The sequence below is a fragment of the Cellulomonas sp. NPDC055163 genome, from assembly GCF_053607065.1.
The window spans coordinates 322,063-347,056 of the sequence record NZ_JBSGSU010000004.1 but is presented as its reverse complement, the minus strand read 5'-3'; the positions used below and the strand labels follow the sequence as shown (position 1 = coordinate 347,056).

Genomic DNA, 24,994 nt, shown 5'->3' with positions numbered 1-24,994 from the left:
GACGATGACCACGAGGCGCACGCGCCTGATCACCGGGCTGACCGTGGGCGTGCTCGCCCTCGGCCTCGGTGCCTGCTCGAGCGGCGGCGACGACGAGGGCGACGAGGGCACGACCGCCGACTCGGCCGCGCTCGACGGCAAGCGGGTCGGCGCGATGGACGACTTCGGGGTCGGTGACACCTTCGTCGCGACGGAGCCCATCGAGCTGTCGCTGATGTACCGCGACCACCCCAACTACCCGATCCAGGAGGACTGGCTCTTCTTCACGACCCTGGCGGAGAAGAACAAGGTCTCGTTCGAGACGGTCGTCGCGCCGCTGAGCGACTGGGAGCAGCGCCGCAGCCTGCTCATCGGCGCGGGCGACGCGCCGTCGATCATCCCCGTGACCTACCCCGGCCAGGAGGCCCCGTTCGTGGCCTCGGGCGCGATCCTGCCCGTCAGCGACTACGTCGACCTCATGCCGAACTTCCAGGCGAAGGTCGAGGAGTGGGAGCTCGAGCCGTACCTCGACCAGCTCCGCCAGGAGGACGGCAAGTACTACCTGCTGCCCGGCCTGCTCGAGGCCCCGCGCCCCGACTACACGATCGGCATCCGCACCGACGTGTTCGAGGCGGCGGGCGCCGAGACCGAGCCCGAGACGTGGGAGGACCTCGCGGAGTCGTTCGCGAAGGTCAAGGCCGCGAACCCGTCGCAGTACCCGTTCTCGGACCGCTGGAGCAACCCGACGTCCCTCGGTGCCTTCCTCAACGTCGCCGCGCCGAGCTTCGGCACGATCGGCGGCTGGGGCTACGTCTCGGGCGTGCAGTGGGACTCGGGCGCCGAGGAGTTCGTCTACGCCGGCGCGACCGACGAGTACCGCGACCTGGTCGAGTACGTCCACGGGCTCGTCGAGGACGGACTCATGGACCCCGAGAGCCTCACGCAGGAGGACGCCGCGGCCGAGCAGAAGCTCGTGTCCGGCCAGTCGTCCGCGATGAGCACGAACCGCCAGGAGATGCTGCGCCACCGCGCGACGTTCGCCGAGCAGGGCAGCACCGGCGCGCAGTTCGAGAAGATCCGCGTCCCGTCCGGCCCGGCCGGCGACCTCACCGCGGGGACGCGGCTCGAGAGCGGGATCATGCTCTCGTCGAGCGTGGCCGACGAGGAGACGTTCGTCGCGACGCTGCAGCTCATCGACTGGCTGTACTACTCCGACGAGGGACTCGAGTTCGCGAAGTGGGGCGTCGAGGGCGAGACGTACGAGAAGGCCGACGACGGCACCCGCACCCTCGCGAGCGACATCACCTACCTGGGCCTCAACCCGGGCGCGCCGAAGCAGCTCAACGTCGACTACGGCTTCAACAACGGCGTGTTCCTGCTCGCGCAGGGCTCCACGACCGACCTCGTCTACTCGATGCTCGACGAGGAGGAGCTCGCCTGGCAGGAGGAGATGGCGACCAAGGAGGCCGTCCCGGTCGCCCCGCCGTACCCGCTCGACGAGATCGAGCGCGAGCAGGTCAGCCTCTACCAGACGGCCCTGACCGACTACGTCGAGGCGAGCACGCTGCAGTTCATCCTCGGTGACCGCCCGCTGAGCGAGTGGGACGCGTACGTCGCCGAGCTCGAGGGCATGAACCTCACGGCGTTCATGGACGCCGTCAACGGCGCCCACCAGCGCTACGAGGAGGCGAACGGCTGAGCGCCACCCCCGGCGGGCCGGGCGGTCGCTGAGCCGTCCTCCCGCTGAGCCTGCAGGTACCCCCGAACGCCGCCGTCCGGTCGCGCGCCCCCCTCGCCCGCGACCGGACGGTGGCATGTCCACCCCCGAAGGAGACCCCGTGAGCACCCCGCGCGTCACCGTCCCCGCCGAGCCCCTCGGACCGCTCGGCGACGCCTGGCGCACGTGCGTGGGCACCGGCCGGCTCAACCTCGCCCTGCGCCAGGACCACCAGGAGTCGCTCGCGCTGGTGCAGCGCGAGATCGGGTTCCGGCACGTGCGCGGGCACGGGCTGCTGAGCGACGACCTCGGGGTGCACCGGCCCTACGAGGTCGACGGCGTCCGGCACGTGCGGCACGCGTTCACGTACCTCGACCAGGTCGTCGACGCGTGGCTGCGCCTCGGCACCCGGCCGTTCCTCGAGCTCGGGTTCATGCCGTCGGGCCTCGCGTCGGGCGACCAGACGGTGTTCTGGTGGAAGGGCAACGTCACGCCCCCGCGGTCCTACGACGAGTGGGCGGCGCTCGTGCGCGCGACGCTGCGGCACCTCGTGGACCGGTACGGGATCGAGGAGGTGCGCACCTGGCCGGTCGAGGTCTGGAACGAGCCGAACCTCACGGTCTTCTGGCAGGGCGCCGACCGGGGCGAGTACCTGCGGCTCTACGAGGTCACGGCCCGGGCCGTCAAGGACGTCGACGCGTCGCTGCTGGTCGGTGGGCCGGCGATCTCCCCGGGGTCCGACGAGTGGTGGGCGCCCTTCGCCGACTTCGTCACCGCACGCGACGTGCCCGTCGACTTCGTGAGCCGGCACGCCTACGGCTCCGGCCCCGCGCAGCACGTGCCGTTCGGCACCTACCAGACGCTCACGCACCCGCAGGCGCTCCTCGACCAGCTCGCCGCGCCGCGCCGGCACCTCGCGGGCACGGCGCTCGCGGACCTGCCCGTGCACATCACCGAGCTCAACACGTCCTACCGGCCGGACAACCCCGTCCACGACACCGCGTACAACGCGGCCTACCTCGCGCCGGTGCTCGCGGGCGGCGGCGAGCACGCCGACTCGTTCTCCTACTGGACGTTCAGCGACGTGTTCGAGGAGGAGAACATCCCCACCGCGCTGTTCCACGGCGGCTTCGGGCTGCTGACGCACCGGCAGGTCCGCAAGCCGACGTTCCACCTCTACGCGTTCCTCGCACGCATGGGCGCGCACGTGCTCGCGCGCGGCGACGACCACCTCGTGTGCCGGGACGACGACGGGAGGGTCACGGTGCTCGCGTGGCAGCCGGTGGGCGGCACCGACGCCGGTGACGGCGGGGACGGCCCCGGGCACGTCGTGCGGCTGTCGGTCCCGGTCGCCGCGGCGGACGGCCCGGCGTTCGTCGTGCAGCGCTCGGTCGACACGGAACGCGGGAACGCCTGGGCGGCGTGGCGTGAGCTCGGGCGGCCCGCGGACCCCACGGAGCGCCAGCTCGGGCTGCTGCACGACTGCGCGGAGCCGGCCGTGGACCACCGGCCCGCGACCGTCCGCGACGGGCGGGTCGACCTCGAGGTCCCGCTCGGCCGGCACGGCATCGCGCTCGTCGAGGTGCTCCCGGTGCGCGACGAGACACCGCCCTGGGTCGACGACCGGCGCCTGCTCGGCGCCGTGCCCGGCGACGTCCGCGGACCGGGCGCGGGCGGGGCCGGGAGCGGTGCGCCCGGCGCCGCGGCCGCGCAGGAGCGAGGATGACTCAGGTGACGGCCCGTGAGCAGCCCGGCGAGATCGGGACCGGCGTGCTCGCGCGGGCCTCCGCGACGGCGTACTGGTACCTCGTCGTCGAGGCCCTGCTCCTGCTGACCGCCGCCCCCGGGCTGCTCGTCCTGCCGCTCCTCGCCCGTGACGCGAGCAACGTCCCGCTCGTCGCGCTCGCGCTCGTGCCGCTCGGCCCGGCGCTGTCCGCGGCCCTGTTCGCCCTGCGCGCCTACCGCCGCGACCCGGACCTGCGTCCCGCGGCGCACTTCTGGCGCGGGTACCGGCTCAACTGGCTCGACGTGCTGCGGCTCTGGGTCCCGTTCCTCGTCGTCATGGCGGTGCTCGCGACCAACCTCACGCACCTCGGCACGGTCCCCGCCGGGCCGGTGCTCGCGCCGCTGCTGGGCGTGCTGACCCTCGGGCTGGCCCTGTGGTGCGCCCACATGCTCGTGCTCGTCTCGCTGTTCTCGTTCCGCACGCGCGACGCCGCACGCCTCGCCGGGTACTTCCTCGCGCGACGGCCCGGCGTGACGCTCGGCGCCGCGTCGCTCGGGGTGCTCGCGACGGGGATCGTCCTGCTCGCGTCCGACTGGGTGCTCGCGCTGCTCGCGTCGGTGCTCGTCGGGCTGCTCCTGCGCAACGCCGGCCCGATGGTCGCGGACGTCGAGGGACGGTTCACCGCCGGGGCGTGAGGGGGCGGCGGCCCCGGCTCAGGTCGAGAGGCTGTCCACGCGGTCGTGCACCACGACCGCGCCGGGGCCGTGCGCCTTCGCCTCGTACATCGCCGAGTCGGCGGCGTGCAGCAGCTCGTCGGGTGACGCGTCCGGGCCGGGCCGGACGACGACGACGCCGATGCTCGCGGTCACCGCCAGCGGCGTGCCCGCGACCTGCAGCGGCTCGCCGAACGCCCGCGCGAGCCGCTCGGTGAGCGCCCGGACGGCACGGGCGCGCGGCTCGGGCTCGGGCGGGACGTCCTCGCAGAGCAGCACGAACTCGTCCCCGGCGAGCCGCGCGAGGGTGTCGGCCGTGCGGGCCGTGGCGACGAGGCGCCGGGAGACCTCCACGAGGACGGCGTCGCCGCCGGCGTGGCCCAGGGTGTCGTTCACGCCCTTGAACCCGTCGAGGTCGAGGAACGCGACGGCGAGGGCCTTGCGGGTGCGCTGCGACGCGGCGACGGCGTGGGTCATGCGGTCGAACAGCAGGCTCCGGTTGGGCAGGTCGGTGAGCTGGTCGTGCAGCGCCCGGTGCTCGATCTCCCGCCGCGCCGCACGCGCCTCGTCGCGGTCGTGGGCCATGACGAGGTAGGACACGGCGACGTCGGCGAGCAGCCGCGCCGCCTCGACCTCGCGCTCGTCCCACGGCCCGGCGGTGCGCCGGTAGATGTCGAGGGTCCCCCAGGCGACGTCACGGCTGAGGAGCGGCACGGCGACGACCGCCTCGACCTCGACCGCGAGGGCGGCCGTGACGAACGGCCCCCACACGTCGCGCATGCGCCTGAGGTCCTCGACGACGACGACGCCCTGCGTCATGACCGCGTCGTGGCACGGTCCGAGCTGCAACGCCTCCTGCACGGCCTCGGCCGGCGCGACGCGCCCCTCGACGGCGACGAACCGGAGGGTGTCCCGGCGCCCGTCACGGGCCTCGACCTCCATGACCCCGACGGTGTCGACGGGGATCCCGCGTGCCGCGGCCACGCACAGCTCACGCAGCATGTCCCCGGAGCCCGCGCCGAGCGTCGCGACCGCGGAGAGCCGCGCCACGGCCTGCACGAGCCCTCGGTCCTCCGGCATGGTCCCCCGCACGCCCTGCGCCCCGCGCGGCTGCGGTCCACCCGCGCGCACGACCACGGTACGGCTCGGCGGGGGGCTGTGACGAGGCGACCGCGCCGGGTGGGGGAGCACGAGCTCAGTAGATCCGGCGACCCCGCGCGTCGGGCACGCCGGACTTCCGGAAGAAGTACGTCGTGAGCTGGTCGCGCCACTCCCGGGCGCTGCGGAGCTGCTCGTCGAGCCGCTCGGTGACGCGTGCGTGGACGTCGCCCGGCACCCGGCCGGCGAGGGACGCCCACGTCGCGACCATCTCCTCGACGCGCTCGACCCCCGCGAAGTGCGTGTCGTAGACGTGCTGCACGACGGTGCTGCCGCTGTGCAGCACGTGGCTGTACGGGACGTGGTGGAAGAACAGCAGCAGCTCGTCGGGGCACGTCGCGACGTCCTCGTACACGTCGCGCCACGGCGCCGGGTACTGGCCGGTGAAGCCCGTGCCCGTCGCGCGCGTGCGGTCGACGCCGATCCCGTCGCGGTCGGCGAAGTGGTACGTGCCCCACGGCGAGTACTCGTACCCGTCGACCGCGGGGCCGTAGTGGTGCCCGGGCTGCACCATGAACCCGACGCCGAGCGGCGCGGTGCAGTCCTCGTAGGTGCGCCACGAGCCGTCGAGGACCGCGTGGATCCCGGCGCGGACCTCCGGGTCGGCGCCGAACGTGAGCCCGGCCCACTCGTCGAGGACCGTCCCGGGAGCCAGCGTCGGGTCCCACGCGAGGCGACCGAACGCGTACAGGTTCGCCTGCGCGAGCGGGTGCCCGGTCCAGAACGGGTCGTCGCCGACGTTCGACACGGCGACGAGCGCGCCCGGGCGCCCGCCGGGACCGTCGCCGGTCGCGACGTCGGCCACCGTCGCGCCCTCGCCCCACGGCCGGAAGTCCAGGATCTCGCGCCACCACGGCGCCAGGTAGCACGCGTGCCGCTGCTGGCCCGTGTACTCCTGCGTCACCTGCAGCTCGACCGCGAGCCGGGTCCGCGGCATCGCGGCGATCACGGGGGAGACGGCCTCGCGCGTCTGGAAGTCGAGCGGCCCGTGCTTGACCTGCAGCACCACGTTCTCGTCGAACCGGCCGTCGAGCGGCGCGAAGTGGTCGTGCGCGGCGCGGGCCCGGTCCGTCGAGCGGTCGCGCCAGTCCTGGTGGTGGTCGTACACGAACGCGCGCCAGAACACCGTCCCGCCGAACGGCGCGAGGGCCCGCGCCAGCACGTTCGCACCGTCGGCGTGGTCCCTCCCGTACGCGAACGGCCCCGGCTGCCCCTCGGAGTCGGCCTTGACGACGTACCCGCCGAAGTCGGGGACCGCGCGGAACACCGCAGCGGTCGCGTCGGCCCACCAGCGCTGCACGCCCGGGTCGAGCGGGTCGGCCGTCGCCAGTCCGCCGACCGTCATCGGCGCCGCGAACGACACGGAGAGGTGCACCCGGATGCCGTGCGGCCGGAACACCGCGGCCAGGCGCGCGACGTCGGGCAGGCCGTCGGTGAGCAGCCGGGCCTCGCGCGCGTGCACGTTGACGTTGTTGAGCCCGACGCGGTTGACCCCGATCGAGCCGAGCAGCCGGGCGTACCCCTCGGCGCGGGACAGGTCCGTGCGGAGCGCGCCGCGGTCGTAGAAGATCGACCCGCCCGCGTACCCGCGCTCGACCTGGCCCATGACGTCGTGCACGTCGACGTTGTCCCAGTGGTCGAGCATGCGGACCGCCTGGGCCGGGGTGTGGACCTCGTCGACCGGGGGGTGGTCCACGCGTCCCGGGTGGGCCGCGGCGTCGCGGGCGACGTGGTGCAGCCCGTGGAGCAGGCCCGTGCCCGACGACGCGACGACGACGGTCACGCCGGCGTCCCGCACGAGGCGGAAGGACTCGGGGGTCAGGTCGCCGGGGTCGTCGAGCACGCGCCGGACGAGGGCGGACCAGGGGCGGTCGGCGGCGGCCGTTCGGGCATCCGTGGTCTCGCCGGGGCGCGGCCCGGGGCCGGCGGACGTCGTCGCGAGCACGAGCCGCACGTCCGCCCCCGGGTCGCCGCCGGTTCGGGTCGAGAGCCGGCCGCCGTGCGCCGCCGTCGCGCGGCGCAGCTCGGCCTCGACGGTCGGCAGGACCGGGTCGGCGGCGGGCTCGCCCTCCCCGGTCAGCAGCAGCACGTGGCCGGCGCCGAGCGGGGCGAGCGCGGCGTCGGGCAGCCAGGCCGGGTGCACGGGGGCGGCCGGCCCGGCGGGCGCGGCGGCGGGTCCGGTCGTGGGGGCGCTCATCGGGCGTCGACCGTGCGCGCGCGGCCGACGCAGAAACCGATATCGAGCAGCCGGTGGCCCGGGAGCGTGACGAGCGGCCCGGCCGCGCCGGTCGTGGGTCCGAGGGTCATGCGGTGCGTCTCCGATCCCGCCCGGCGCCGTCGCCGGGCGCGTGGCCCGCACCGACCCTAGGCAGCGAGCGCGAGGCCGGGCAACACGCGAGCGCGAGGCCGGGCAGCACGCGGGCGCGAGGCCGGGCAGCACGCGGGCGCGAGGCCGGGCAGCACGCGGGCGCGAGGCCGGGCAACACGCGAGCGCGAGGCCGGGCGACGCGAGCGCGCCCGCCGGCTGCGGTTGCTTCGGCCAGCGGTGGCCCGTGCCGTTGGTCGTCGACGGCGTCAGCGGCGACTCCTCGCGGGGCGCCTGACCGCGCAGGAGATCGGGGGGATCAGCGGATGAGGCGGACGCGCTGCTCGGCTGACCAGGCCTGGTCCGCTGTCAGCACGGTGGCGTCCAGGCGGTCGCCCAGTGCCAGGCAGAACCGGTCGCCGAGCGACAGTCCGGACCCCCGCGCCCACCGGGTGGCAGCGCGTTCGGCGTCGGCTGTCGTCCCGTCGTGGACGGCGAGCCCGTAGCTGGAGAGGAGGGCGGTGGCAACAGGCCAGTCCCCGCCGGCGGCCCGGACCTTCTGCGCGACCTCGGACCAGTTCACCGTCGAGCACGCCGCGCCGTCGGCGAGCGCCTGCTCGGTGATGTCGGCCCCGGGCTCTCCGCCGAGGTACGCGAGGATCGCCGAGGCGTCGAGGACCGTCGTCATGCGAGGTCCTCCTGCCCGGCGGCGGCGCGACGCTCGGCGAGCAGGCCTCCGACGAGGTCCGCTCCGGCGAGCTGACCGCGCAGGTGGTCGCGAGCCTGCGCTCGCGTCATGACGACCAGTCCGCCCGGGGTCTCGAGCAGGATCAGGGGAACCCCGGCGTCGAGGCCTGCGTGGGCGCGGACCTCGGCGGGAACCACGAGCCGCCCGCGGTCTCCCATCGTGACGGCGTATGTCCCACTCATCCATGCACCGTACCACTGCGCACTTCCCGGTGGGAGCCGGGTCGTCGCGCGACCCCGCCTCACCGCCCGACCGCGTACCCCTGCATCCCGCGCGGGTTCGCCGCCGCGCGGAGCATCCCGTCGGCGCGCACACCCGTCGCGCTGAGCCGCCCGAGCGACCACGGTCCGGCGTCCTGCACCGCGTGCCCGCGACGTGCGAGGTCCGCGAGCGTGCCCGCACCCAGGCGCGACTCGGCGACGAGCCCGCGGGGCACCTGCTCGCGCGGGTAGAACGACGACGGGACGTGCGTCGAGTGCCACGCGGGCGCGTCGACGGCCTCCTGCAGGTTGCGCCCGTGCAGCAGGTGGCGGATCAGGAACGGCACCGGCCACTGGTCCTGCTGGTCGCCGCCCGGCGTGCCGAACGCGAGGTACGGGGCGCCGTCGCGCAGCACGAGGCCCGGACTGAGGGTGGTCCGCGGTCGGCGGCCCGGCACCAGCGAGCTCGGCAGCCCCGACTCGAGCCAGAACATCTGCGCGCGCGTCGGCAGCGCGAAGCCGAGGCCGGGGACCACCGGGGAGCTCTGCAACCAGCCGCCGCTCGGTGTCGCGGAGACGAGGTTGCCCCAGCGGTCGACGACGTCGACGTGGCACGTGTCGCCGCGCGTGAGGCCGTCGGGGCGCACGGTCGGCTCGCCGATGCCCGGGACGGGCCCGGTGCCGAGGGTGCCGGCCGACGACGCGCGGGACCCGGTGGCCGCGGCGCCCGGCCCCGCCGACAGGAACGCGGGCAGGCGCGGCGCCCGGCCGTCGGGCGACCCCGGGTGCAGCCCGTCCGACGCGTCCCGCCCGACGAGCGCCGCCCGCTGCTCGGCGTACCCGCGCGAGAGCAGCGCCGCGAGCGGCACGTCGGCGCCGGGCGCGTCGCCGTACCAGGCCTCGCGGTCGGCGAACGCGAGCTTGGCGACCTCGGTCACCGCGTGCACGAGCTCGGGGCCCTCGCCGAGCTCGCCGACGCCGAGCGCGTCGAGCACCGTGAGCTGCTGCAGGAGAACCGGCCCCTGCCCCCACGCGCCGGTCTTGTGCACCTCGTAGCCGCCGAACGGCACCGCGACGCTCGGCTCCTCGGTCGCGCGCCACCCCGCGAGGTCGTCGCCGCTCAGCACGCCCGTGTGCGCGCTGCCCGAGGAGTCCATGACCGCCGTGCCCCGCACGTAGGCGTCGATGCGCTCCGCGACGAAGCCCTCGTAGAACGCCCGCCGGGCGGCCTCGATCTGCGCCTCGCGGTCCGGGCCCGCGGCGGCCGCCTCCGCGAGCAGGCGCTCGAACGTGTCGGCGAGCTCAGGGTTCGTGAACCGGGCCCCGGCCTCGGGCGGCGCGCCGTGCGGCAGGTACACCGCGGCCGACGTCGGCCAGTGCTCCGCGAACATCCCGGCGACGCTCGTGATCGTCGCGACGGCCTGCGGGATCAGCGGGTAGCCGTGGCGCGCGTACCCGATCGCCGGACCCAGGACGTCCGCGAGCGGCAGGGTGCCGTACCGCGCGAGCAGGTCCAGCCACGCCCCGAACGCCCCCGGGACGACGGCCGCGAGGTGCCCGGTGCCTGGCACGAGGTCGAGCCCGAGGCCCGCGTAGTGGTCGAGGGTCGCGGCCGCCGGCGCGGTGCCCTGGCCGCAGATCACGAACGTGTGGCCGTCCGCCGCGCGGTGGCCCATCAGCGGCGCGTCGCCGCCGGGGCCGTTGAGGTGCGGCTCGACCACGCCGAGCGTGAAGCCCGCGGCGGCAGCGGCGTCGAACGCGTTGCCGCCCGCCTCGAGGACCGACATCCCGACCGCGCTCGCGAGCCAGTGCGTCGAGGCGACCATGCCGTGCGTGCCGAGCAGCTCCGGGCGGGTGGTGAACGTGCCAGTGGCCATGCCCAGCATCGTGCCCGACGGGGTCCGGGAGCGCCGGTCGGCTGGGCCCTCGTGCCCGGCGGCGGCGTCCGCGCGCCGCAGGTGCGTGGCAGGGCCGCTCAGGTCGGCGCGAGCGGACGGTGTGCGGACCGGGGTGCCCCCAGGGCGTTGTCAGCCCGTCGACGCGACGGGGCCGGCCGGGCACACGGTGCGCGTGCTCCGGCCGGCCCGGGCGTGCTGCCGCGGGACGGTCAGCGGCCCAGCCCCGCGCGGTCGACGCGGCGGTGGAACCGCATCCCGGCGAGCCCGCCGACCACGGCGCCGGCGAGGCTCGCCACGGCCACGAGCAGGATCACGACGATGCCGCCCGTCGTGAGGTCGCCCTCGTTGAGCGGGATGCGCGGGAAGCTGTCGAGGCGCGCGAGCACGTTGAACTGCTCACCGGCGATGGCCGTGAGGATCGCGACGACGATCGCGATGACGACCGCCCACAGCCAGACCGCGAGGCCCTGCTTGGCGCCGTTGAACCGCGCCATGCGGCCCGCGACGTACCCGCCGCAGTAGTACGCGAGGAACAGGACCACCAGCAGGGCGATGCTCCCCGCGGCGCCGACCGTGCCGATCTCGCTGGCCGCCTGGTCCGCGGCCTCGCCCACGTCGGTGTTCGTCGCGACGCCCACGGCCGTCCCGGCGCCCGCGACGAGCGCCGTCAGCAGCACCGCGGTCCCCGTCGCGGTGAGCCAGCCGAAGAACGCCGAGCCGATCTTGATCCCGCCGAACTCCTCCTTCTCGCGGGCCACGACGCTCTGCCGGTCGACTCCGAGGTCGCGGGCGGAGACGGTGACCGGCTCCGGCTCGGGCACGTCGGCGGGGTCGGCCACGGACGGGCGGTGGTCCGGGTGGTCGCGGTCCGTCGGGTCGAGCACCGCGGTGCGGTCGTCGGCGGTGCGGGGGTCGAGGTGCTCGCCGTGGCTCGTCGCCCCGGCGGGGACGTCGGTCGAGACCGGTCGCTCGGGGTCGGCGTGGCGGTGGTGCGTGGGCTCGGTCTCGTGGGGCGTGCTCATCGGGCTCTCCTTCGGCGGTCGAACCTGGGCGTGCGTCCGCTGCCGTCCGGTCGGCGACGCCGGCTCAGGGGGTGAGCGCGTCGGCGAGCTCGCCGTGACCGGCCCGGCGCGCGGCGCCGGCGGCAGTGAGGCCATCGAAGCCGATCCAGCCCGGGTCCGCCCCTCGAGCGAGCAGGAGGTCGACGCACTCGCGCCGGCCGCCGTGCGCGGCGCACCACAGCGCCGTCGTCAGGTCGTCGGCGTCGGGGGCGGGTTCGGCGTCGAGCAGCGCCTCGACCCGCTCGACGATCCCGAGGCCCGCCGCCTGCCAGAGGTTCGTGGTCGCACCCGCGTGGAACAGGTGCTCCGCGGCGCGCCACTGCCCGAACGCGACGGCGTCGGCGAGCGGCGTGCCCGAGCCGTCGCCGATCACGGAGCCGGGCGCCTCGAGGTCCGCACCGGCCCGGACGAGCGCCTCGACGGCCTCGACGTCGTCGCAGCTCGCGGCCCAGTGCAGCGGGGTCTCCGCGTGGGGCCCGGTGAACGGCGCGTCGGGGTCGGCGCCGGCGGCGACGAGCACCTCGATGGTGCGCCCGACGGCCAGGAGGTGCCCGGGGTGGTCGGTCGCGACGTGCAGCAGCGTGCACGTCGGCAGGTCCTCGACGGTCGCGTCCGGCTGGGCGTCGTCGCGCGTGATCCGGGCGGCGGCGAGGCCCGGGTTCGCGTCGAGCAGGCCATGCAGGCGCTCGACGTCACCGGTGCGGATCGCGTCGGCGGCCTCCCGCACGAGCGGGTCGTCGGCGGCCAACGTCAGGGTTGCGTCCACGGGTGGCTCCTTCGCCGAGACCTCCACGGTGCACCCGGCCCGGCGGTGTGTCCAGGGGCGGCTCAGGTCACGCGCGAACCCGTCGCGCACGCGCGGATCGCCGGCCTGGGGACGCAGATCGCTAGCGTGGGCACATGACCGAACGGATCAGCCCTCGGCAGGTGGCGGAGGCGCACGGGCTCGCCGACTGGCGGGTCGTGTGGGGCGGGGCGTGGGCGTGCGCGCACTTCCGGACGCCGTCGTTCTCCGTCGCGGCCGCGCTCGTCCAGGCGATCAGCGGCGCGGCGACGACCGCGCACCGCCACCCGGACGTCGACCTGCGGCCCGAGGGCGTGACCGTCCGGCTGCGCGGCGACGGGCCCGAGGGGTTCCGCACCCGGGATCTCGACCTCGCCCGGACGATCTCCGCCGCGGCGCGCGCCCTCGACGCGCACGCCGACCCGTCCGCCGTGCAGCACGTGCAGTTCGCGGTCGACGCGCTCGGCACCGCGCAGGTGCGGCCCTTCTGGCGCGCGGTGCTCGGCTACGACGAGCTCGGCGACGAGGACCTCGTCGACCCGCTGCGCCGCGGGCCGTCGGTGTGGTTCCAGCCCATGGACGCCCCGCGGCCGCAGCGCAACCGGCTGCACGTCGACGTGTACCTGCCGGTCGACCAGGTCGAGGCCCGCATCGAGGCCGCGGTGGCCGCCGGTGGCGCGGTCGTGAGCGATGCCCACGCGCCGGCGTGGTGGACGCTCGCCGACCCCGAGGGCAACGAGGTCGACCTCGCGGTCTGGATCCCGTAGGCCGGCCCGGGAGAGGGCTCGTGCACGAGATCAGCCGGGCCGACGCCCGACGCATCGCCGTCCGCGCGCAGCTCCTGGCCGCGGACCGGCCGACCGGCGTCCTCGACGTGCTCCGGCACCTGACCGTCCTGCAGCCCGACCCGACGAACCATGTCGCGCCGAGCGCGGACCTCGTGCTGTGGAGCCGGCTCGGCGCCCGCTACGCGCCGCAGGAGCTGCGAGACCTCGTCGACCAGCAGCGCGTCGTCGAGCTGCGCGGCTTCCTGCGACCCGCGGAGGACGTCGCGCTGTTCCGCGCCGACATGGACGCGTGGCCCGGCGCCGGTGACGTACCGGCCTGGCGCGAGGAGGTGCACGCGTGGCTGCGGGCGAACGCGGCGTGCCACCAGGACGTGCTCGAGCGGCTGCGCGGCGACGGCCCGCTGCCCGCGAGCGCCCTGCCGGACTCGTGCGTGCGGCCGTGGCGGTCGAGCGGGTGGAACGACCACCGGAACGTGCGGATGCTGCTGGACGTGCTCGTCGCGCGCGGCGAGGTCGCGGTCGCCGGGACGGCCGGGCGCGAGAAGCTGTGGGACCTCGCTCCGCGGGTGTACCCGGATGTCGAGGCGATCCCGTCGGCGCAGGCCCGTCGCGTGCGCGACGACCGTCGCCTGGGGGCGCTCGGGATCGCACGGGCGCGGGCCACCGCGCGGCCCGACGAGCCGGACGACGTGGGCGACGCGGGGGAGCCTGCCGTCGTCGAGGGGGTGCGCGGGACGTGGCGTGTCGACCCCGCCGCGCTCGGGCAGCCGTTCACGGGGCGGGCAGCGCTGCTGTCGCCGCTCGACCGCCTCCTGCTCGACCGCCGGCGCATGACGGACCTGTTCGCGTTCGACTACCAGCTCGAGATGTACAAGCCCGCGGCGCGCCGGCGCTGGGGGTACTGGGCGCTCCCGGTGCTGGTCGGGGACCGGCTGGTCGGCAAGCTCGACGCGACAGCGGACCCGCGCGCCGGTGTGCTGCGCGTGAACGCGCTGCACCGGGACGTCCCGTTCACCGCGGCGATGTCGGCGGCGGTCGCCCGCGAGGTCGAGGGCCTGGCGGAGTGGCTCGAGCTCGACCTCGTGCTGCCGGACTGAGCGTCGCGCCTACGACTCCGACCAGGCGCCGAGCTCGTTGCCGGACGGGTCGAGGAAGTGGAACCGCCGCCCGCCGGGGAACGCGTAGGGACCTTCGACGACCGTGCCGCCGGCGCGGGTGACCGCGTCGAGGGTCGCGTCGAGGTCCGCGGAGTACAGCAGGACGAACGGGCCGCCGCGGGTGACGGCCGCCGACTCGGCGAGCGTGAGCCCGCCGGCCTCGTCGGAGCCGTCCTCGGCCGCGGTGCGGATGCCCGCGTACCCGTCGCCGTACGCGGTGAACTGCCAGCCGAACGCCGCAGCGTAGAACGCGCGTGCCGCGGCGAGGTCGGTCGCCGGGAGCTCGACGTAGTCGATCGAGTTATGGATGCGGTGCGTGTGCGTGGCCATGGCTCATCGTCGCGCCGACCACCGACACGGACGTCGCATCGCGTTGTGGACAGGCGTACGCAACGATGCGTACGCTCGTCCGCATGACCGCAGAGACGTCGCAGGGCCCGGACGACACCCGCACGATGCGCGAGCGCATGCTCGCCGGCGACCTGTACCTCGCCGACGACCCCGAGCTCGCCGAGGCGAACGCCGCCGCGCTCGACCTCATGGCCGCGTACAACGCCACGACCGTGCGGCAGGGTCCGCTGCGCCGGGCGCTCCTCGAGCAGCTGCTCGGGGCCGTCGGCGAGGGCACCGAGATCCGCCCGCCGTTCCTCGTCGACTACGGCTCGCAGATCCGCGTCGGAGCCCGCTGCTTCGCCAACTACGGCCTCGTCGCGCTGGACGTCGCGACGATCACGATCGGCGACGACGTGCAGATCGGCCCGAACGTCCAGCTCCTCACGCCCACGCACCCGGTCGAGCCCGGACCGCGGCGCGACAAGTGGGAGGCCGCGAAGCCCATCGTGATCGGCGACAACGTCTGGCTCGGCGGCGGCGTCGTCGTCCTGCCCGGCGTGACCATCGGGGAGAACACCGTGGTCGGCGCCGGCTCGGTCGTGACCCGCGACCTGCCCGCGAACGTCGTCGCGGTCGGCAACCCGGCGCGGGTCGTGCGCACGATCGCGGACGACGCCGCTGCGGGCACGGCGGGCGCTGGGGGCGCAGCGGGCGCTGCGGGAACGGCCGGCACGGCGGGCTCGGAGGGCACAGCGCGCGCGTCGGGCACCTCCGGCGCTGCATGAGCGAGCCCTCGGCGCCCGAGGCCGCAGCCCCCGAGCCCTCGGCGCCCGAGGCCGCAGCCCCCGAGCCCTCGGCGCCCGATCCGTCGGCCCCCGAGCCACCGACCCCCGAGCCCACGCCGCCCCGCCGCGCGCGCCGGCACGACCCGGGCCGCCGCGACCGGCTCGTCGCCGTGGCGCTCGACGTGCTCGCCGAGCACGGGGTCGCCGGCACGACGCACCGCGCGGTCGCGCAGGCCGCCGACGTCCCGCTCGGCTCGACGACGTACCACTTCGCGTCGATCGACGAGCTCCTCGCGGCGGCGTTCCGGCGGCACGCGGACGACGTCGCAGGGGCGCTCGAGCGGCGCCTCGGCACCGCACGGGACGCGGGCGCGGCCCTCGACGCGCTCGCGGACCACCTCGCGCACGACCTGCTCGCGCCCGGCCGCGGGCTCGTGCTCTCGATCGAGCTCTACGTCGTCGCCGCGCGACGCCCGGTGCTGCGCGCGGTCACCCAGGAGTGGATGCTGCGCAGCCGGCGCGCGCTCGAGCGGCACTTCGACCCGGTCACCGCGCGCGAGCTCGACGCGCTGGTCGAGGGGCTCGTGCTGCACAGCGCCCTCTCGACGGACCCGATGACTCCGGGCGAGCTCCGGCACGCGCTGCGCAGGATGGCCCGGTAGGGAGCGGGCTCACGCGACCCGGGCGTCCCAGTCGATGCGGTGGTCGTACATCCAGGCGGTGCTCCGGTCGGTCACGACGTGCCGGAAGACGAGCGGCAGGACGAGGTCCTGCACGCGCCTGCCGAGCGGCCCGGCGATCTTCGCGCTGCCGCTGCGCGCACCGGCGGCGACGACCCTCTCGACGCGGGGGCGGCGGGCTGACCGACGGAGACGTCACACGCCGCCGGCGAACCCCAGCTGACGCCACGCCTCGTACGACGCGACCGCCGCGGACGTCGAGAGGTTGAGCGACCGGCGCCCCGCGAGCATCGGGATGCGCAGCCGGTCGGTCACGCGGGGGTGCACCAGGACCTCGTCGGGCAGCCCGGTGGGCTCGGGGCCGAACAGCAGCACGTCGTCCTCGCGGTACCCGACCGCCGTGTAGCCGGTCGTCGCCTGCGTCGTGAACGCGAACACCCGCGAGCCCGGCAGCGCGTCGAGGCACGTGTCGAGGTCCGGGTGCACGACGACGTGCGCCAGGTCGTGGTAGTCGAGGCCTGCCCGGCGCAGCCTGGGCTCGCTCAGGTCGAAGCCGAGCGGCTCGACGAGGTGCAGCGTCGCCCCGGTCGCGGAGACCAGCCGGATCGTGCTGCCGGTGTTGCCGGGGATGCGGGGCTCGAAGAAGACGACGTGCAGCACCCGGCGATCCTCCCACCCCGGCGCACCGTGCTCAGCCGCGCGGGCAGGCCTCGAACACGTGCGCGCGCGACGAGGGCGTCGTGAGGTCGTGGTCGCGCAGGACCGTCGAGAAGGGCGTCTGCGGGTCGGCGCACACCTCGGCGAACGTGCCGCGCAGGTCGTCGGCGTACTCGACGTCGATGACCTGGTCGCCGTACACGTCGGTGTAGGCGCCGCACTCGTCCCAGCGGTGGCACTCCTCCGCGACCGCGAAGTCGAAGCCGACCTCGTCGTGCCCGCGCCGGGTCAGGTCGGCGGCGTTCTTCTGCCCGACGGCGAGCCCGAGCCCGTGCGCCGCCGCGACGTACCGGGTGGCGGCCGCGAGCGCGTCGTCGGCCGTGAGCAGCCCGCCGGACCGCGTGTACGAGTCGAGGTTGTCGAGCTCGACGGCGTCGAAGCCCGCGTCGGCGCACCGCTGCAGGGACACCCCGATCACGTCCGCGAGCCGTGCCCGCTTCTCGTCGGTCGACGTGTCGAGCAGCACCTCGTCGGGCCAGCCCGGGTCGGCGACGACGCGGCCGGCGGCGTCGCGCAGCACGAGGTCCGGGTGCTCGCGCAGCCACGTGGTGCGCTCGTCGGGCTGGGTCTGGAAGCCGTTGACGTAGCAGATCGAGTACGCGCCGGGCGCGGGCTCCGACGTGCTGTCGCGCACGACGCCCCCGACCCCCGCGGGCAGGGCGTACGCGCCGCCGAGCTGGTAGTCGACGACGATCCCGCCGAGGCCGGTCGGGGCGACGGGCGGGGCCGACGGCGTGGGGGTGGGCCGAGGTGCGCTCGTGGGGCTCGCGGACGTGGGTGCGGTCGACGGCGCGGGGGTCGCCGAGGGTGTCGCGGACGCGCTCGGGGCGGGCGTGGCCGTGGCCGTGGAACCCGGGGAGGGGACGGCGGTCGCGTCCGGCGCGGGCGCCACGGTGGTCGGGGAGGGGGCCGCCGGGCGGGCCTCCACGGGTCCGGCCTTGCACCCCGCGCACAGCGCCGCGAGGGCGACGAGGGCGATCGTGAAGGTCCGGCGGCGGGTCGTGGGCATGCTGTGCGTCTCCTGGCGTCGTCCGCCCCCCGACGAAGCCGTGACCATATCGTGATCTCGGCCGACCGGGTCAAGCCCCGATCCGGGTGACGCCGGACGGCGCCTAGGCTGGTCGTGACCGACCCTGCGAGAGGACGCCACCGATGCCGACCGAGCCCCACCGCCCCTTCACCGCCGCCGAGGACCGTTACGAGGCGATGACGTACCGCCGGGCGGGGCGCAGCGGGCTCGCGCTCCCGGCGCTGTCGCTCGGCCTGTGGCACAACTTCGGCGGGACGACGTCGGGGGACACCCAGCGCGCGATCCTGCGCCGCGCGTTCGACCTCGGCATCACGCACTTCGACCTCGCCAACAACTACGGCCCGCCGTACGGCTCGGCCGAGGAGAACTTCGGGCGCGTCCTCGGCAGCGACCTGCGGCCCTACCGCGACGAGCTCGTGATCTCCTCGAAGGCGGGCTACGACATGTGGCCCGGCCCGTACGGCGACGGCGGCTCGCGCAAGTACCTGCTCGCGTCGCTCGACCAGTCGCTGCGCCGCATCGGGGTCGACTACGTCGACGTCTTCTACTCGCACCGCCCCGACCCGAGCGTCCCGGTCGAGGAGACGATGGGTGCGCTGCACACGGCCGTGACCAGCGGCAAGGCGCTGTACGCGGGCATCTCGAACTACTCCCCGGCGCAGACCCGCGACGCGCAGCGCGTGCTCGCCGAGCTCGGGACGCCGCTGCTCCTCCACCAGCCGAGCTACTCGATGTTCAACCGGCACGTCGAGCAGGTCGGCGACGGCCAGGACGAGACGCTGCTCGACGCGGTCGGCGACCTCGGCATCGGCATGATCGTCTTCTCCCCGCTCGCGCAGGGCCTGCTGACCGACCGCTACCTCTCCGGTGAGGTCCCCGGCGACTCGCGTGCGGCGCAGAGCCGGTTCCTCCAGCCCGAGCGGATCAGCGAGACGTACCTGGCGCGGGCGCGGGCGCTGAACGAGATCGCGGCGGCGCGCGGCCAGAGCCTCGCGCAGCTCGCGCTCGCCTGGGTCCTGCGCGACGAGCGGGTCACCTCGGCGCTCATCGGGGCGTCGAGCGTCGCGCAGCTCGAGAACAACGTCGCCGCGCTCGACGCACCCGCGCTGACCGGCGACGAGCTCGCCGCGATCGAGCAGCACGCCGTCGACGGGACCGCGCGGTGACGCTCGACGCGCGTGGAGCCGGCGACGTGGGCACCGAGGTCGCCGCGGGGTCCGACGTCGACGGGGCCGCCGTGCACCGCAGCGAGCGCACGCTCGGCGTCGACGGGCGGCCCGTCGGCTACACCGTGTGGGGGCGGCCCGGCGACGCGCCCCCCGTGCTCCTGCTGCACGGCGTGACCGACTCGGCGGAGACCTGGGACCCGGTCGCGCGCCTGCTCGCCGCCGAGCGGCTCGTCGTCGGGGTCGACGCGCGCGGGCACGGCCGGACCCCGCTCGGCGAGGGGCCGTTCACGATCGCGTCGCTCGCGGCCGACGCCGCCGCCGTCCTGCGGCACGTCGCCGACGGTCCCGCGCTCGTCGTCGGCCACTCGATGGGCGGTCTCGTGGCGACCGAGCTCACGCTCACCGAGCCCGGCCTCATCGCGGGGCTCGTGCTCGAGGACCCGGCCTGGGACACCGGTGGCGTCGCGACGCCCGACGGGGTGCCGCCGTTCCTCGCACCGTTCCTGCTGTCCTTCGCGGGCGTCGACGCCGAGACGCTCGAGGCCCGCTCGCGCGCGACGCAGGGGGACTTCGCCGACGACGAGCACGGCCCGTGGGCCCGCTCGAAGGCGCAGCTCGACCAGCGGCTCGTGCACGTCCCGCACGTGTGGGACGGCCGGGAGTGGGTCGGGGCGCTCGCGGAGGTGCGGGTGCCCGTGACCCTCGTGACCGGCGACGTCGGCCGCGGGGCGCTCGTGGGGTCCACCCACGTCGAGCGCGCACGCACGGCCCTCGGCGAGGGGCTCACGCACGTCGCGGTCCCCGGTGTCGGGCACAGCGTGCGGCGCGAGGGGCGCGAGGCGTTCCTGGCCGCGGTCGAGGGTGCGCTCGGGCGGGTCTGACGGACGGGCCCCGTCTCAGCCGAAGACGAGCCAGTTGACGTCGACGAACTCCCGGCCCGAGCCGGTCGCGAACGTCAGGTAGACGTCGTGCGTGCCCGTGGTCGGCGTGATCGCCGCCGGCACGGTCCGCCACGACTGCCAGCCGCCCGTACGGCCGACCGCGAACGCGCCGACCGGGGTGCTCGTGCGGCTGTCGAGCCGCACCTCGACCACCCCGCCGACCGACGCCGCCGCGCCGGACGCGACGCGCGCTCGCAGCGTGCTCAGCCCGTTGCGCCCGAAGTTCACGTCGTCGAAGCGCACCCAGTCGCCGTCACCCGCGTGCCCGACGTGCTTCCCGCCGCCCGAGTCCGACGTCGGGGAGACCGCCGTGCCGTGCTGCGCGGTGCGGTGCTCCGCCTGGATCGCGCCCACCGGAGCCTCGCCGCCCGGGCTCGGCGCCGACGGCGGTGCCGGCTCCCCGCCCGCGACGGGCCCGGTCGCGACCGACGAGCCGAACGGCTGCAGCGTCATCGTGACCGACGTGGGGGTCGGCTCGTCGATGCTCGGGTTGAACTCGGCGACGTCGTCGAACGCGAAGCCGTACGCGCGCCCGTTCGTCGACTGGTCGTGCATGACCTTCGCGTACAGGTCGGACGACTCGCGCTGGTAGAACGCCTTCGCGTCGAACGTCGCCTGGCGGTCCGAGCCGGGGCGGTCCGGCGTCGAGAGCGTCCCGCGGTGGAAGCCGGCGCAGATCCGGGCGCCGACGGCGAGGATCGCGTCCTGGTCGGGCTGCCCGGCCGGCTGGACCGCGCCGTGGCAGCCGAAGATCTCCGGCGTCGTCGGACGGCCGACGGTGCCGATCGTCCGGCCGCCCTCGCCGCGGAACGTGAAGACGCCGTTCGCGACCTTGCCGGTGAAGACGCCGAGCGCGGTGTCGACCGTGAGGGTGTGGGTCGCGTAGTACGCGAAGACCCCGTCGACGTAGGAGTCGAAGAACGCGCCGTCGAACACCGGCGCGGTGCTGTCGATCCCGTGGATCGGGGCGAGCACGCGCAGCGGCAGCCCGTCGGACTCGCGCACGTCGACGAGCTCCGCCCAGTCGCCGCCGAGCGCGGTGACGGCGTCGAAGACCTTCCGCCGGCCGTCCTCGACGAGCGTGCCCTCGGTGCGCGTGACGGGGACGGGCGTGGTGTCCGGCGGGGGCGCGCTCGGGTCCACGGGGACGGCGTTGTCGACCGGCGGCGGGGGCGGCGGCGGGGTCAGCGCCTTGACCGTGATCGAGATCGGCACGCTGAACATGTCGACCATCGTCGTGTTGATGTTGATCGCGGTGCCGTTGCGGGCGAACTCCGCCCAGTCGAACAGCACGTCGTGGTTCGGGTCGTCGCTGTTCCAGGCGGCGGGCTCGACCAGGCCGCCGGGGGAGAGCTGGAACGTCAGGTGCTCGCCGAACGCGACGTAGATGCGGCCGCCCGTGAGGTTTGCGGGGAGCGACAGCCGCACGCTCCCCCCGTCGGCCGGGCCCGGGATCGACACGTCCGGCGCCGTCGGGTTCTCGGTGCCGTTCGCGACCGAGGCCGGCAGGTCGAACGCGTGCCAGTCGCCGGACCCGTCGACGTACCCCTGCGCACCCGTCGACTGGCTGCGCGCCATCACGTAGAGGAACGTCTCCTCGGGGCGGCCCGAGGTGTTCGTCACGGTGAACGGCAGGTCCGACGAGGCCGCGCGCGCGGGCATCATCGCCGCGAGGCCGGTGAGGCCCGCGAGCGCCAGGACGGCGGCGGCGGTCACCCCCGCGACGATCTTCCGGGTGCGTGGCGAGACGCGGAGCATCGATTCCCCCTGCGGTGGTGCGTGGTCCCGGCGAGGGCCGTGCGCGCGACGCGATCGTGCGCGCGGCTGGTGCCCGGGCCGGTCGACGGCCCACGGGACGGCCCCGGGGAGCTGCACCCGAGAAGCCGTCATCCAGGACGGCACGACCGTACCGGGCCGGGGCGGCGAGCTTCCGCGCTTCGCGGGTGATCGCCCGAATGTGACGAACGCCCGGTGCGCCCGGGGGTGCAGGTCAGCCCAGCAGGGCCGTGACGACGAGCAGGACGGGCACCGCGAGGACCGTGGTGAGAAGCCCGGCGTCGCGCGCGAGCGGCTGCTGCCGGCCGTACTGGATCGCGTACACGAGCACGTTCTGCGCGGTCGGCAGCGCCGCCATCGCGGTCACGGCCAGCAGCGCCGTACCCCGGAGCCCGAGCGCCGCGCCGATGCCGCCCGCGAGCAGCGGGTGCACGAGCGAGCGCAGCAGGACCACGAGCACGAGCTCGCGCCGCACCGGCCGGGAGTCGACCGTGCGGGGGACCGCGAGCGACATCCCGAACGTGAGGAGCGCGAGCGGGGCGGCGGCGGCGCCGATGATCGCGAACGGCCCGAGCAGCACCTCAGGCGGGGTCCACGGCAGCGCCGCGACGAGCAGACCCGTGAGCGCGCCCACGATGATCGGGTTGCGCACGGTCCGGAGCAGGACGGCGCGCAGGGCGACGGCGCCACGACGCGGGCCCCGGGCGACCGGGTCGGGGCCGGGCTCGTGCGGCTCGCGGGCGTCGAGCACCGCGAACGCGACCGGCGCGAGCACGAGCAGCTGGTACAGCAGCGACGGCACGACCGCGACCGCGTCCCCCAGCAGGTACACCGCGAGCGGCAGCCCGAGGTTCCCGGCGTTGACGTAGGAGGACGCGAGGGTCGCGACCGTGACGTCCGCGGCGGGCCGGTGCCACAGGCCGCGCAGCACCGCGACCGCGATCAGCACGACCGTCGTGGTGCTCAGCGCCGTGACGAGCGCGGCCCGCGAGAGCAGCAGGTGCAGGTCGGCGTGCGCGACCGTCACGAGCAGCAGGCACGGCGTCGCGACGGCGAACACGACGCGCGCGAGCACCGCCGGGGCGGCCGGGCCGAGCGTGCCCCGGCGCCCGAGGACCCAGCCGAGCGCGACGATCGCGCCCATCGTGCCGAGCGCCGTGACGATCGCGCCCATGCGGTCAGCCGTGCAGCGCCGCGAGCAGCCCCGGACCGTACTTGTCGCGCTTGGTCACGCCGACCCCGCTCACGGTCCCGAGCGCGTCGAGGTCCGCGGGCGGGCTCGTCGCGATCTCGCGGAGCGTCGCGTCGTGGAACACGACGTACGCGGGGACGCCCTGCTCCTTGGCGGTCGCGGCGCGCCACGCACGCAGCTTCTCGAAGACCGCGGCGGCGCTCTGGTCGAGCTGTGCGGCGGCGGCGGTCGAGGCGGTGCGGCGGGAGGACCGGGCGGCGCGCGCGGCCTTGGGCGCCTCGCGCCGGAGCCGCACCGGCCGGGCGCCCGTGAGCACCTCGGCGCTCGCGGGCGTGAGGCGCAGCGTCCCGTACCCGTCGGAGTCGACGCCGAGGACCCCCTGGGCGAGGAGCTGGCGGACGACGCCGCGCCACTCGGTGTCCGAGAGGTCGGTGCCGAGGCCGAAGGTGCTGAGCGACGCGTGCCCGAGCTGCGTCACGCGCGGGGTGCTCTTGCCGAGCAGGATGTCGACGAGGTGCCCGGCGCCGTACCGCTGCCCGCGCTCGCGCTCGAGCCGGACGACCGTCGAGAGCAGCTTCTGCGCGGGCACCGTGCCGTCCCACGACTCGGGCGGCGTCAGGCACGTGTCGCAGTTGCCGCACGCGGTGCTCTCCTGGCCGAAGTAGGCGAGGAGCTGCACGCGCCGGCACTCGACGGTCTCGCACAGCGCGAGCATCGCGTCGAGGTGCGCCCCGAGCCGGCGGCGGTGCGCGGCGTCGCCCTCGGACGTGTCGATCATGCGCCGCTGCTGCACCACGTCCTGCAGGCCGTACGCGAGCCACGCGGTCGACGGCAGCCCGTCACGGCCCGCGCGCCCGGTCTCCTGGTAGTAGCCCTCGACGGACTTGGGCAGGTCGAGGTGCGCGACGAACCGCACGTCCGGCTTGTCGATGCCCATCCCGAACGCGATCGTCGCGACCATGACGAGGCCGTCCTCGCGCAGGAACCGCGCCTGGTTGGCGGCGCGCACCCGCGAGTCGAGCCCTGCGTGGTACGGCAGCGCCGGGATGCCGTGGTCGACGAGGTGCTGCGCGGTCTGCTCGACCGACGCGCGCGAGAGGCAGTACACGATCCCGGCGTCGCCGGCGTGCTCGGTGCGCAGCAGGTCGAGGAGCTGGGCCCGCGGGTTGTCCTTGGCGACGATCCGGTACTGGATGTTCGGGCGGTCGAAGCTCGCGACGAAGTGCCGGGCCTCGGTGAGCTGGAGGCGCTGGGCGATCTCGGCGTGCGTCGTCTCCGTCGCCGTCGCGGTGAGCGCGATCCGGGGGACGTCGGGCCAGCGCTCGTGCAGGACCGAGAGCTGGAGGTAGTCGGGGCGGAAGTCGTGGCCCCACTGCGACACGCAGTGCGCCTCGTCGATCGCGAACAGCGCGAGGTCGGCGCGGCCGAGGAGCTCGAGCGTGTCCGGGACGCGCAGGCGCTCGGGGGCCAGGTACAGCAGGTCGAGCTCGCCGTCGAGCAGCTCGCGCTCGACCCGGCGCCGCGCCGCGACGTCCTGCGTCGAGTTGAGGAAGTCGGCCCGGACCCCGGCGGCGGCCAGCGCGTCGACCTGGTCCTGCATGAGCGCGATGAGCGGGGAGATCACGACGCCGGTGCCCGGGCGCACGAGCGCCGGCACCTGGTAGCACAGGGACTTGCCGCCGCCCGTGGGCATGAGCACGAGCGCGTCGCCGCCGCCGACGACGGTCTCGATGATCTCGGCCTGGTCGCCGCGGAAGCTGTCGTACCCGAAGACGGTGCTCAGCACCTCGGCCGGGGTCGGCGCCGGGCCGGCGGGACGCGCGGGGCGGGGTGCGGCGGTCCCGGGCTCCGCGGACGGCGCCGCGGCTGCCCGGGACCCCGCGGACGGGGGCGCCGACGTGCTGCGCGCCCCGGCCTGCGGCCGCGTGGCCGGCGCCGACCGGCTGCGCGTCGCGGCGAGGTGGGCGTCGTCCGGCGGCCCGGCGTCGTACTCCGGGTCGAACGGGGGGACGTCGTCGTACGCCGGGTCGTACGGCGGGACGTCGTCGTACGTGGCGGGGCCCGGGTTCACGGGGACCACCCTACGAGCCGCGGGCGACACCGCGGCGTGCGTCCCCAGCCTGGCCCCGCCGCGCAC

General features: G+C 75.6%; 22 protein-coding genes. 9 read left to right on the top strand and 13 right to left on the bottom strand.

The window, feature by feature from the left end; translation table 11 throughout:
* Positions 1–4: 4 nt before the first annotated feature.
* The 3 genes from ACWFNE_RS09945 (at position 5) to ACWFNE_RS09935 (ending at position 4,117) form a co-directional block, all read left to right on the top strand.
* Complete coding sequence (locus ACWFNE_RS09945) at positions 5–1,678, top strand: ABC transporter substrate-binding protein (protein ID WP_452122260.1); 1,674 nt, start codon at positions 5–7, stop codon at positions 1,676–1,678.
* Between the two features lie 139 nt (positions 1,679–1,817).
* Positions 1,818–3,422 (top strand): GH39 family glycosyl hydrolase, encoded by a 1,605-nt coding sequence (locus ACWFNE_RS09940; protein WP_452122259.1) that lies wholly within the window; start codon positions 1,818–1,820, stop codon positions 3,420–3,422.
* A complete protein-coding gene (locus tag ACWFNE_RS09935; RefSeq protein WP_452122258.1) occupies positions 3,419–4,117 on the top strand; it encodes a DUF624 domain-containing protein in 699 nt (232 codons plus the stop codon). Before ACWFNE_RS09940 ends, ACWFNE_RS09935 begins: the two co-directional genes overlap by 4 nt.
* Positions 4,118–4,135: 18 nt before the next feature.
* On the opposite strand, the gene ACWFNE_RS09930 is transcribed toward ACWFNE_RS09935, so the two are convergent.
* The 7 genes from ACWFNE_RS09930 to ACWFNE_RS09900 form a co-directional block, all read right to left on the bottom strand.
* A complete protein-coding gene (locus tag ACWFNE_RS09930) occupies positions 4,136–5,215 on the bottom strand; it encodes a diguanylate cyclase domain-containing protein (RefSeq protein ID WP_452122257.1) in 1,080 nt (359 codons plus the stop codon).
* Between the two features lie 115 nt (positions 5,216–5,330).
* Positions 5,331–7,490, bottom strand: coding sequence for an alpha-glucuronidase (locus tag ACWFNE_RS09925; RefSeq protein ID WP_452122256.1), 2,160 nt, complete (start codon positions 7,488–7,490; stop codon positions 5,331–5,333).
* Between the two features lie 427 nt (positions 7,491–7,917).
* The gene (locus ACWFNE_RS09920) at positions 7,918–8,286 is read right to left on the bottom strand and encodes a type II toxin-antitoxin system VapC family toxin (RefSeq protein ID WP_452122255.1); all 369 of its coding nucleotides are present in this window, start codon (positions 8,284–8,286) and stop codon (positions 7,918–7,920) included.
* Positions 8,283–8,528 carry an AbrB/MazE/SpoVT family DNA-binding domain-containing protein gene (locus tag ACWFNE_RS09915; protein ID WP_452122254.1) on the bottom strand — a complete coding sequence of 82 codons (246 nt, stop codon included), beginning with the start codon at positions 8,526–8,528 and terminating at the stop codon, positions 8,283–8,285. The genes ACWFNE_RS09920 and ACWFNE_RS09915 overlap by 4 nt, the downstream gene beginning before the upstream one ends.
* 59 nt (positions 8,529–8,587) lie before the next feature.
* Complete coding sequence (locus tag ACWFNE_RS09910) at positions 8,588–10,432, bottom strand: gamma-glutamyltransferase family protein (protein WP_452122253.1); 1,845 nt, start codon at positions 10,430–10,432, stop codon at positions 8,588–8,590.
* Positions 10,433–10,653: 221 nt separating this feature from the next.
* Positions 10,654–11,466: a hypothetical protein gene (locus tag ACWFNE_RS09905; RefSeq protein ID WP_452122252.1), complete on the bottom strand. Its 813-nt coding sequence runs from the start codon at positions 11,464–11,466 to the stop codon at positions 10,654–10,656.
* A gap of 64 nt (positions 11,467–11,530) precedes the next feature.
* The gene (locus ACWFNE_RS09900; RefSeq protein ID WP_452122251.1) at positions 11,531–12,271 is read right to left on the bottom strand and encodes an ankyrin repeat domain-containing protein; all 741 of its coding nucleotides are present in this window, start codon (positions 12,269–12,271) and stop codon (positions 11,531–11,533) included.
* A 134-nt stretch (positions 12,272–12,405) separates the two neighbouring features.
* Here ACWFNE_RS09900 and ACWFNE_RS09895 point away from each other — a divergent pair, with 134 nt between their 5' ends.
* Both ACWFNE_RS09895 and ACWFNE_RS09890 read left to right on the top strand, forming a co-directional pair.
* Positions 12,406–13,056 carry a VOC family protein gene (locus ACWFNE_RS09895; protein ID WP_452122250.1) on the top strand — a complete coding sequence of 217 codons (651 nt, stop codon included), beginning with the start codon at positions 12,406–12,408 and terminating at the stop codon, positions 13,054–13,056.
* Positions 13,057–13,076: 20 nt separating this feature from the next.
* Entirely contained in the window at positions 13,077–14,174 is a 1,098-nt protein-coding gene (locus tag ACWFNE_RS09890) for a DNA glycosylase AlkZ-like family protein (protein ID WP_452122249.1), read from the top strand.
* Positions 14,175–14,183: 9 nt separating this feature from the next.
* Here the strand turns inward: ACWFNE_RS09890 and ACWFNE_RS09885 are convergent, their stop codons facing one another.
* Positions 14,184–14,564, bottom strand: coding sequence for a VOC family protein (locus ACWFNE_RS09885; RefSeq protein WP_452122248.1), 381 nt, complete (start codon positions 14,562–14,564; stop codon positions 14,184–14,186).
* Between the two features lie 83 nt (positions 14,565–14,647).
* Here ACWFNE_RS09885 and ACWFNE_RS09880 point away from each other — a divergent pair, with 83 nt between their 5' ends.
* Together ACWFNE_RS09880 and ACWFNE_RS09875 are read left to right on the top strand one after the other, a co-directional pair.
* A complete protein-coding gene (locus ACWFNE_RS09880; RefSeq protein WP_452122247.1) occupies positions 14,648–15,352 on the top strand; it encodes a sugar O-acetyltransferase in 705 nt (234 codons plus the stop codon).
* Positions 15,349–16,014 (top strand): TetR/AcrR family transcriptional regulator, encoded by a 666-nt coding sequence (locus ACWFNE_RS09875; protein ID WP_452122246.1) that lies wholly within the window; start codon positions 15,349–15,351, stop codon positions 16,012–16,014. Before ACWFNE_RS09880 ends, ACWFNE_RS09875 begins: the two co-directional genes overlap by 4 nt.
* A gap of 213 nt (positions 16,015–16,227) precedes the next feature.
* Here ACWFNE_RS09875 and ACWFNE_RS09870 read toward each other — a convergent pair whose 3' ends face one another.
* Positions 16,228–16,692, bottom strand: coding sequence for a tRNA (cytidine(34)-2'-O)-methyltransferase (locus ACWFNE_RS09870; protein ID WP_452122245.1), 465 nt, complete (start codon positions 16,690–16,692; stop codon positions 16,228–16,230).
* Positions 16,693–16,723: 31 nt separating this feature from the next.
* Positions 16,724–17,758 carry an endo alpha-1,4 polygalactosaminidase gene (locus tag ACWFNE_RS09865; RefSeq protein ID WP_452122244.1) on the bottom strand — a complete coding sequence of 345 codons (1,035 nt, stop codon included), beginning with the start codon at positions 17,756–17,758 and terminating at the stop codon, positions 16,724–16,726.
* A 143-nt stretch (positions 17,759–17,901) separates the two neighbouring features.
* On the opposite strand from ACWFNE_RS09865, the gene mgrA reads away from it, so the two are divergent.
* Both mgrA and ACWFNE_RS09855 read left to right on the top strand, forming a co-directional pair.
* The gene (mgrA, locus tag ACWFNE_RS09860) at positions 17,902–18,945 is read left to right on the top strand and encodes an L-glyceraldehyde 3-phosphate reductase (protein WP_452122243.1); all 1,044 of its coding nucleotides are present in this window, start codon (positions 17,902–17,904) and stop codon (positions 18,943–18,945) included.
* Positions 18,942–19,829: an alpha/beta fold hydrolase gene (locus ACWFNE_RS09855; RefSeq protein WP_452122242.1), complete on the top strand. Its 888-nt coding sequence runs from the start codon at positions 18,942–18,944 to the stop codon at positions 19,827–19,829. The genes mgrA and ACWFNE_RS09855 overlap by 4 nt, the downstream gene beginning before the upstream one ends.
* A gap of 15 nt (positions 19,830–19,844) precedes the next feature.
* Here the strand turns inward: ACWFNE_RS09855 and ACWFNE_RS09850 are convergent, their stop codons facing one another.
* The 3 genes from ACWFNE_RS09850 to recQ all read right to left on the bottom strand — a co-directional run bounded on the left by ACWFNE_RS09850 (position 19,845) and on the right by recQ (position 24,937).
* Positions 19,845–21,605: a glycoside hydrolase family 64 protein gene (locus ACWFNE_RS09850; protein WP_452122241.1), complete on the bottom strand. Its 1,761-nt coding sequence runs from the start codon at positions 21,603–21,605 to the stop codon at positions 19,845–19,847.
* 274 nt (positions 21,606–21,879) lie between these two features.
* The gene (locus ACWFNE_RS09845; protein ID WP_452122240.1) at positions 21,880–22,839 is read right to left on the bottom strand and encodes an AEC family transporter; all 960 of its coding nucleotides are present in this window, start codon (positions 22,837–22,839) and stop codon (positions 21,880–21,882) included.
* 4 nt (positions 22,840–22,843) lie between these two features.
* The gene (recQ, locus tag ACWFNE_RS09840) at positions 22,844–24,937 is read right to left on the bottom strand and encodes a DNA helicase RecQ (protein ID WP_452122239.1); all 2,094 of its coding nucleotides are present in this window, start codon (positions 24,935–24,937) and stop codon (positions 22,844–22,846) included.
* Positions 24,938–24,994: the final 57 nt, after the last annotated feature.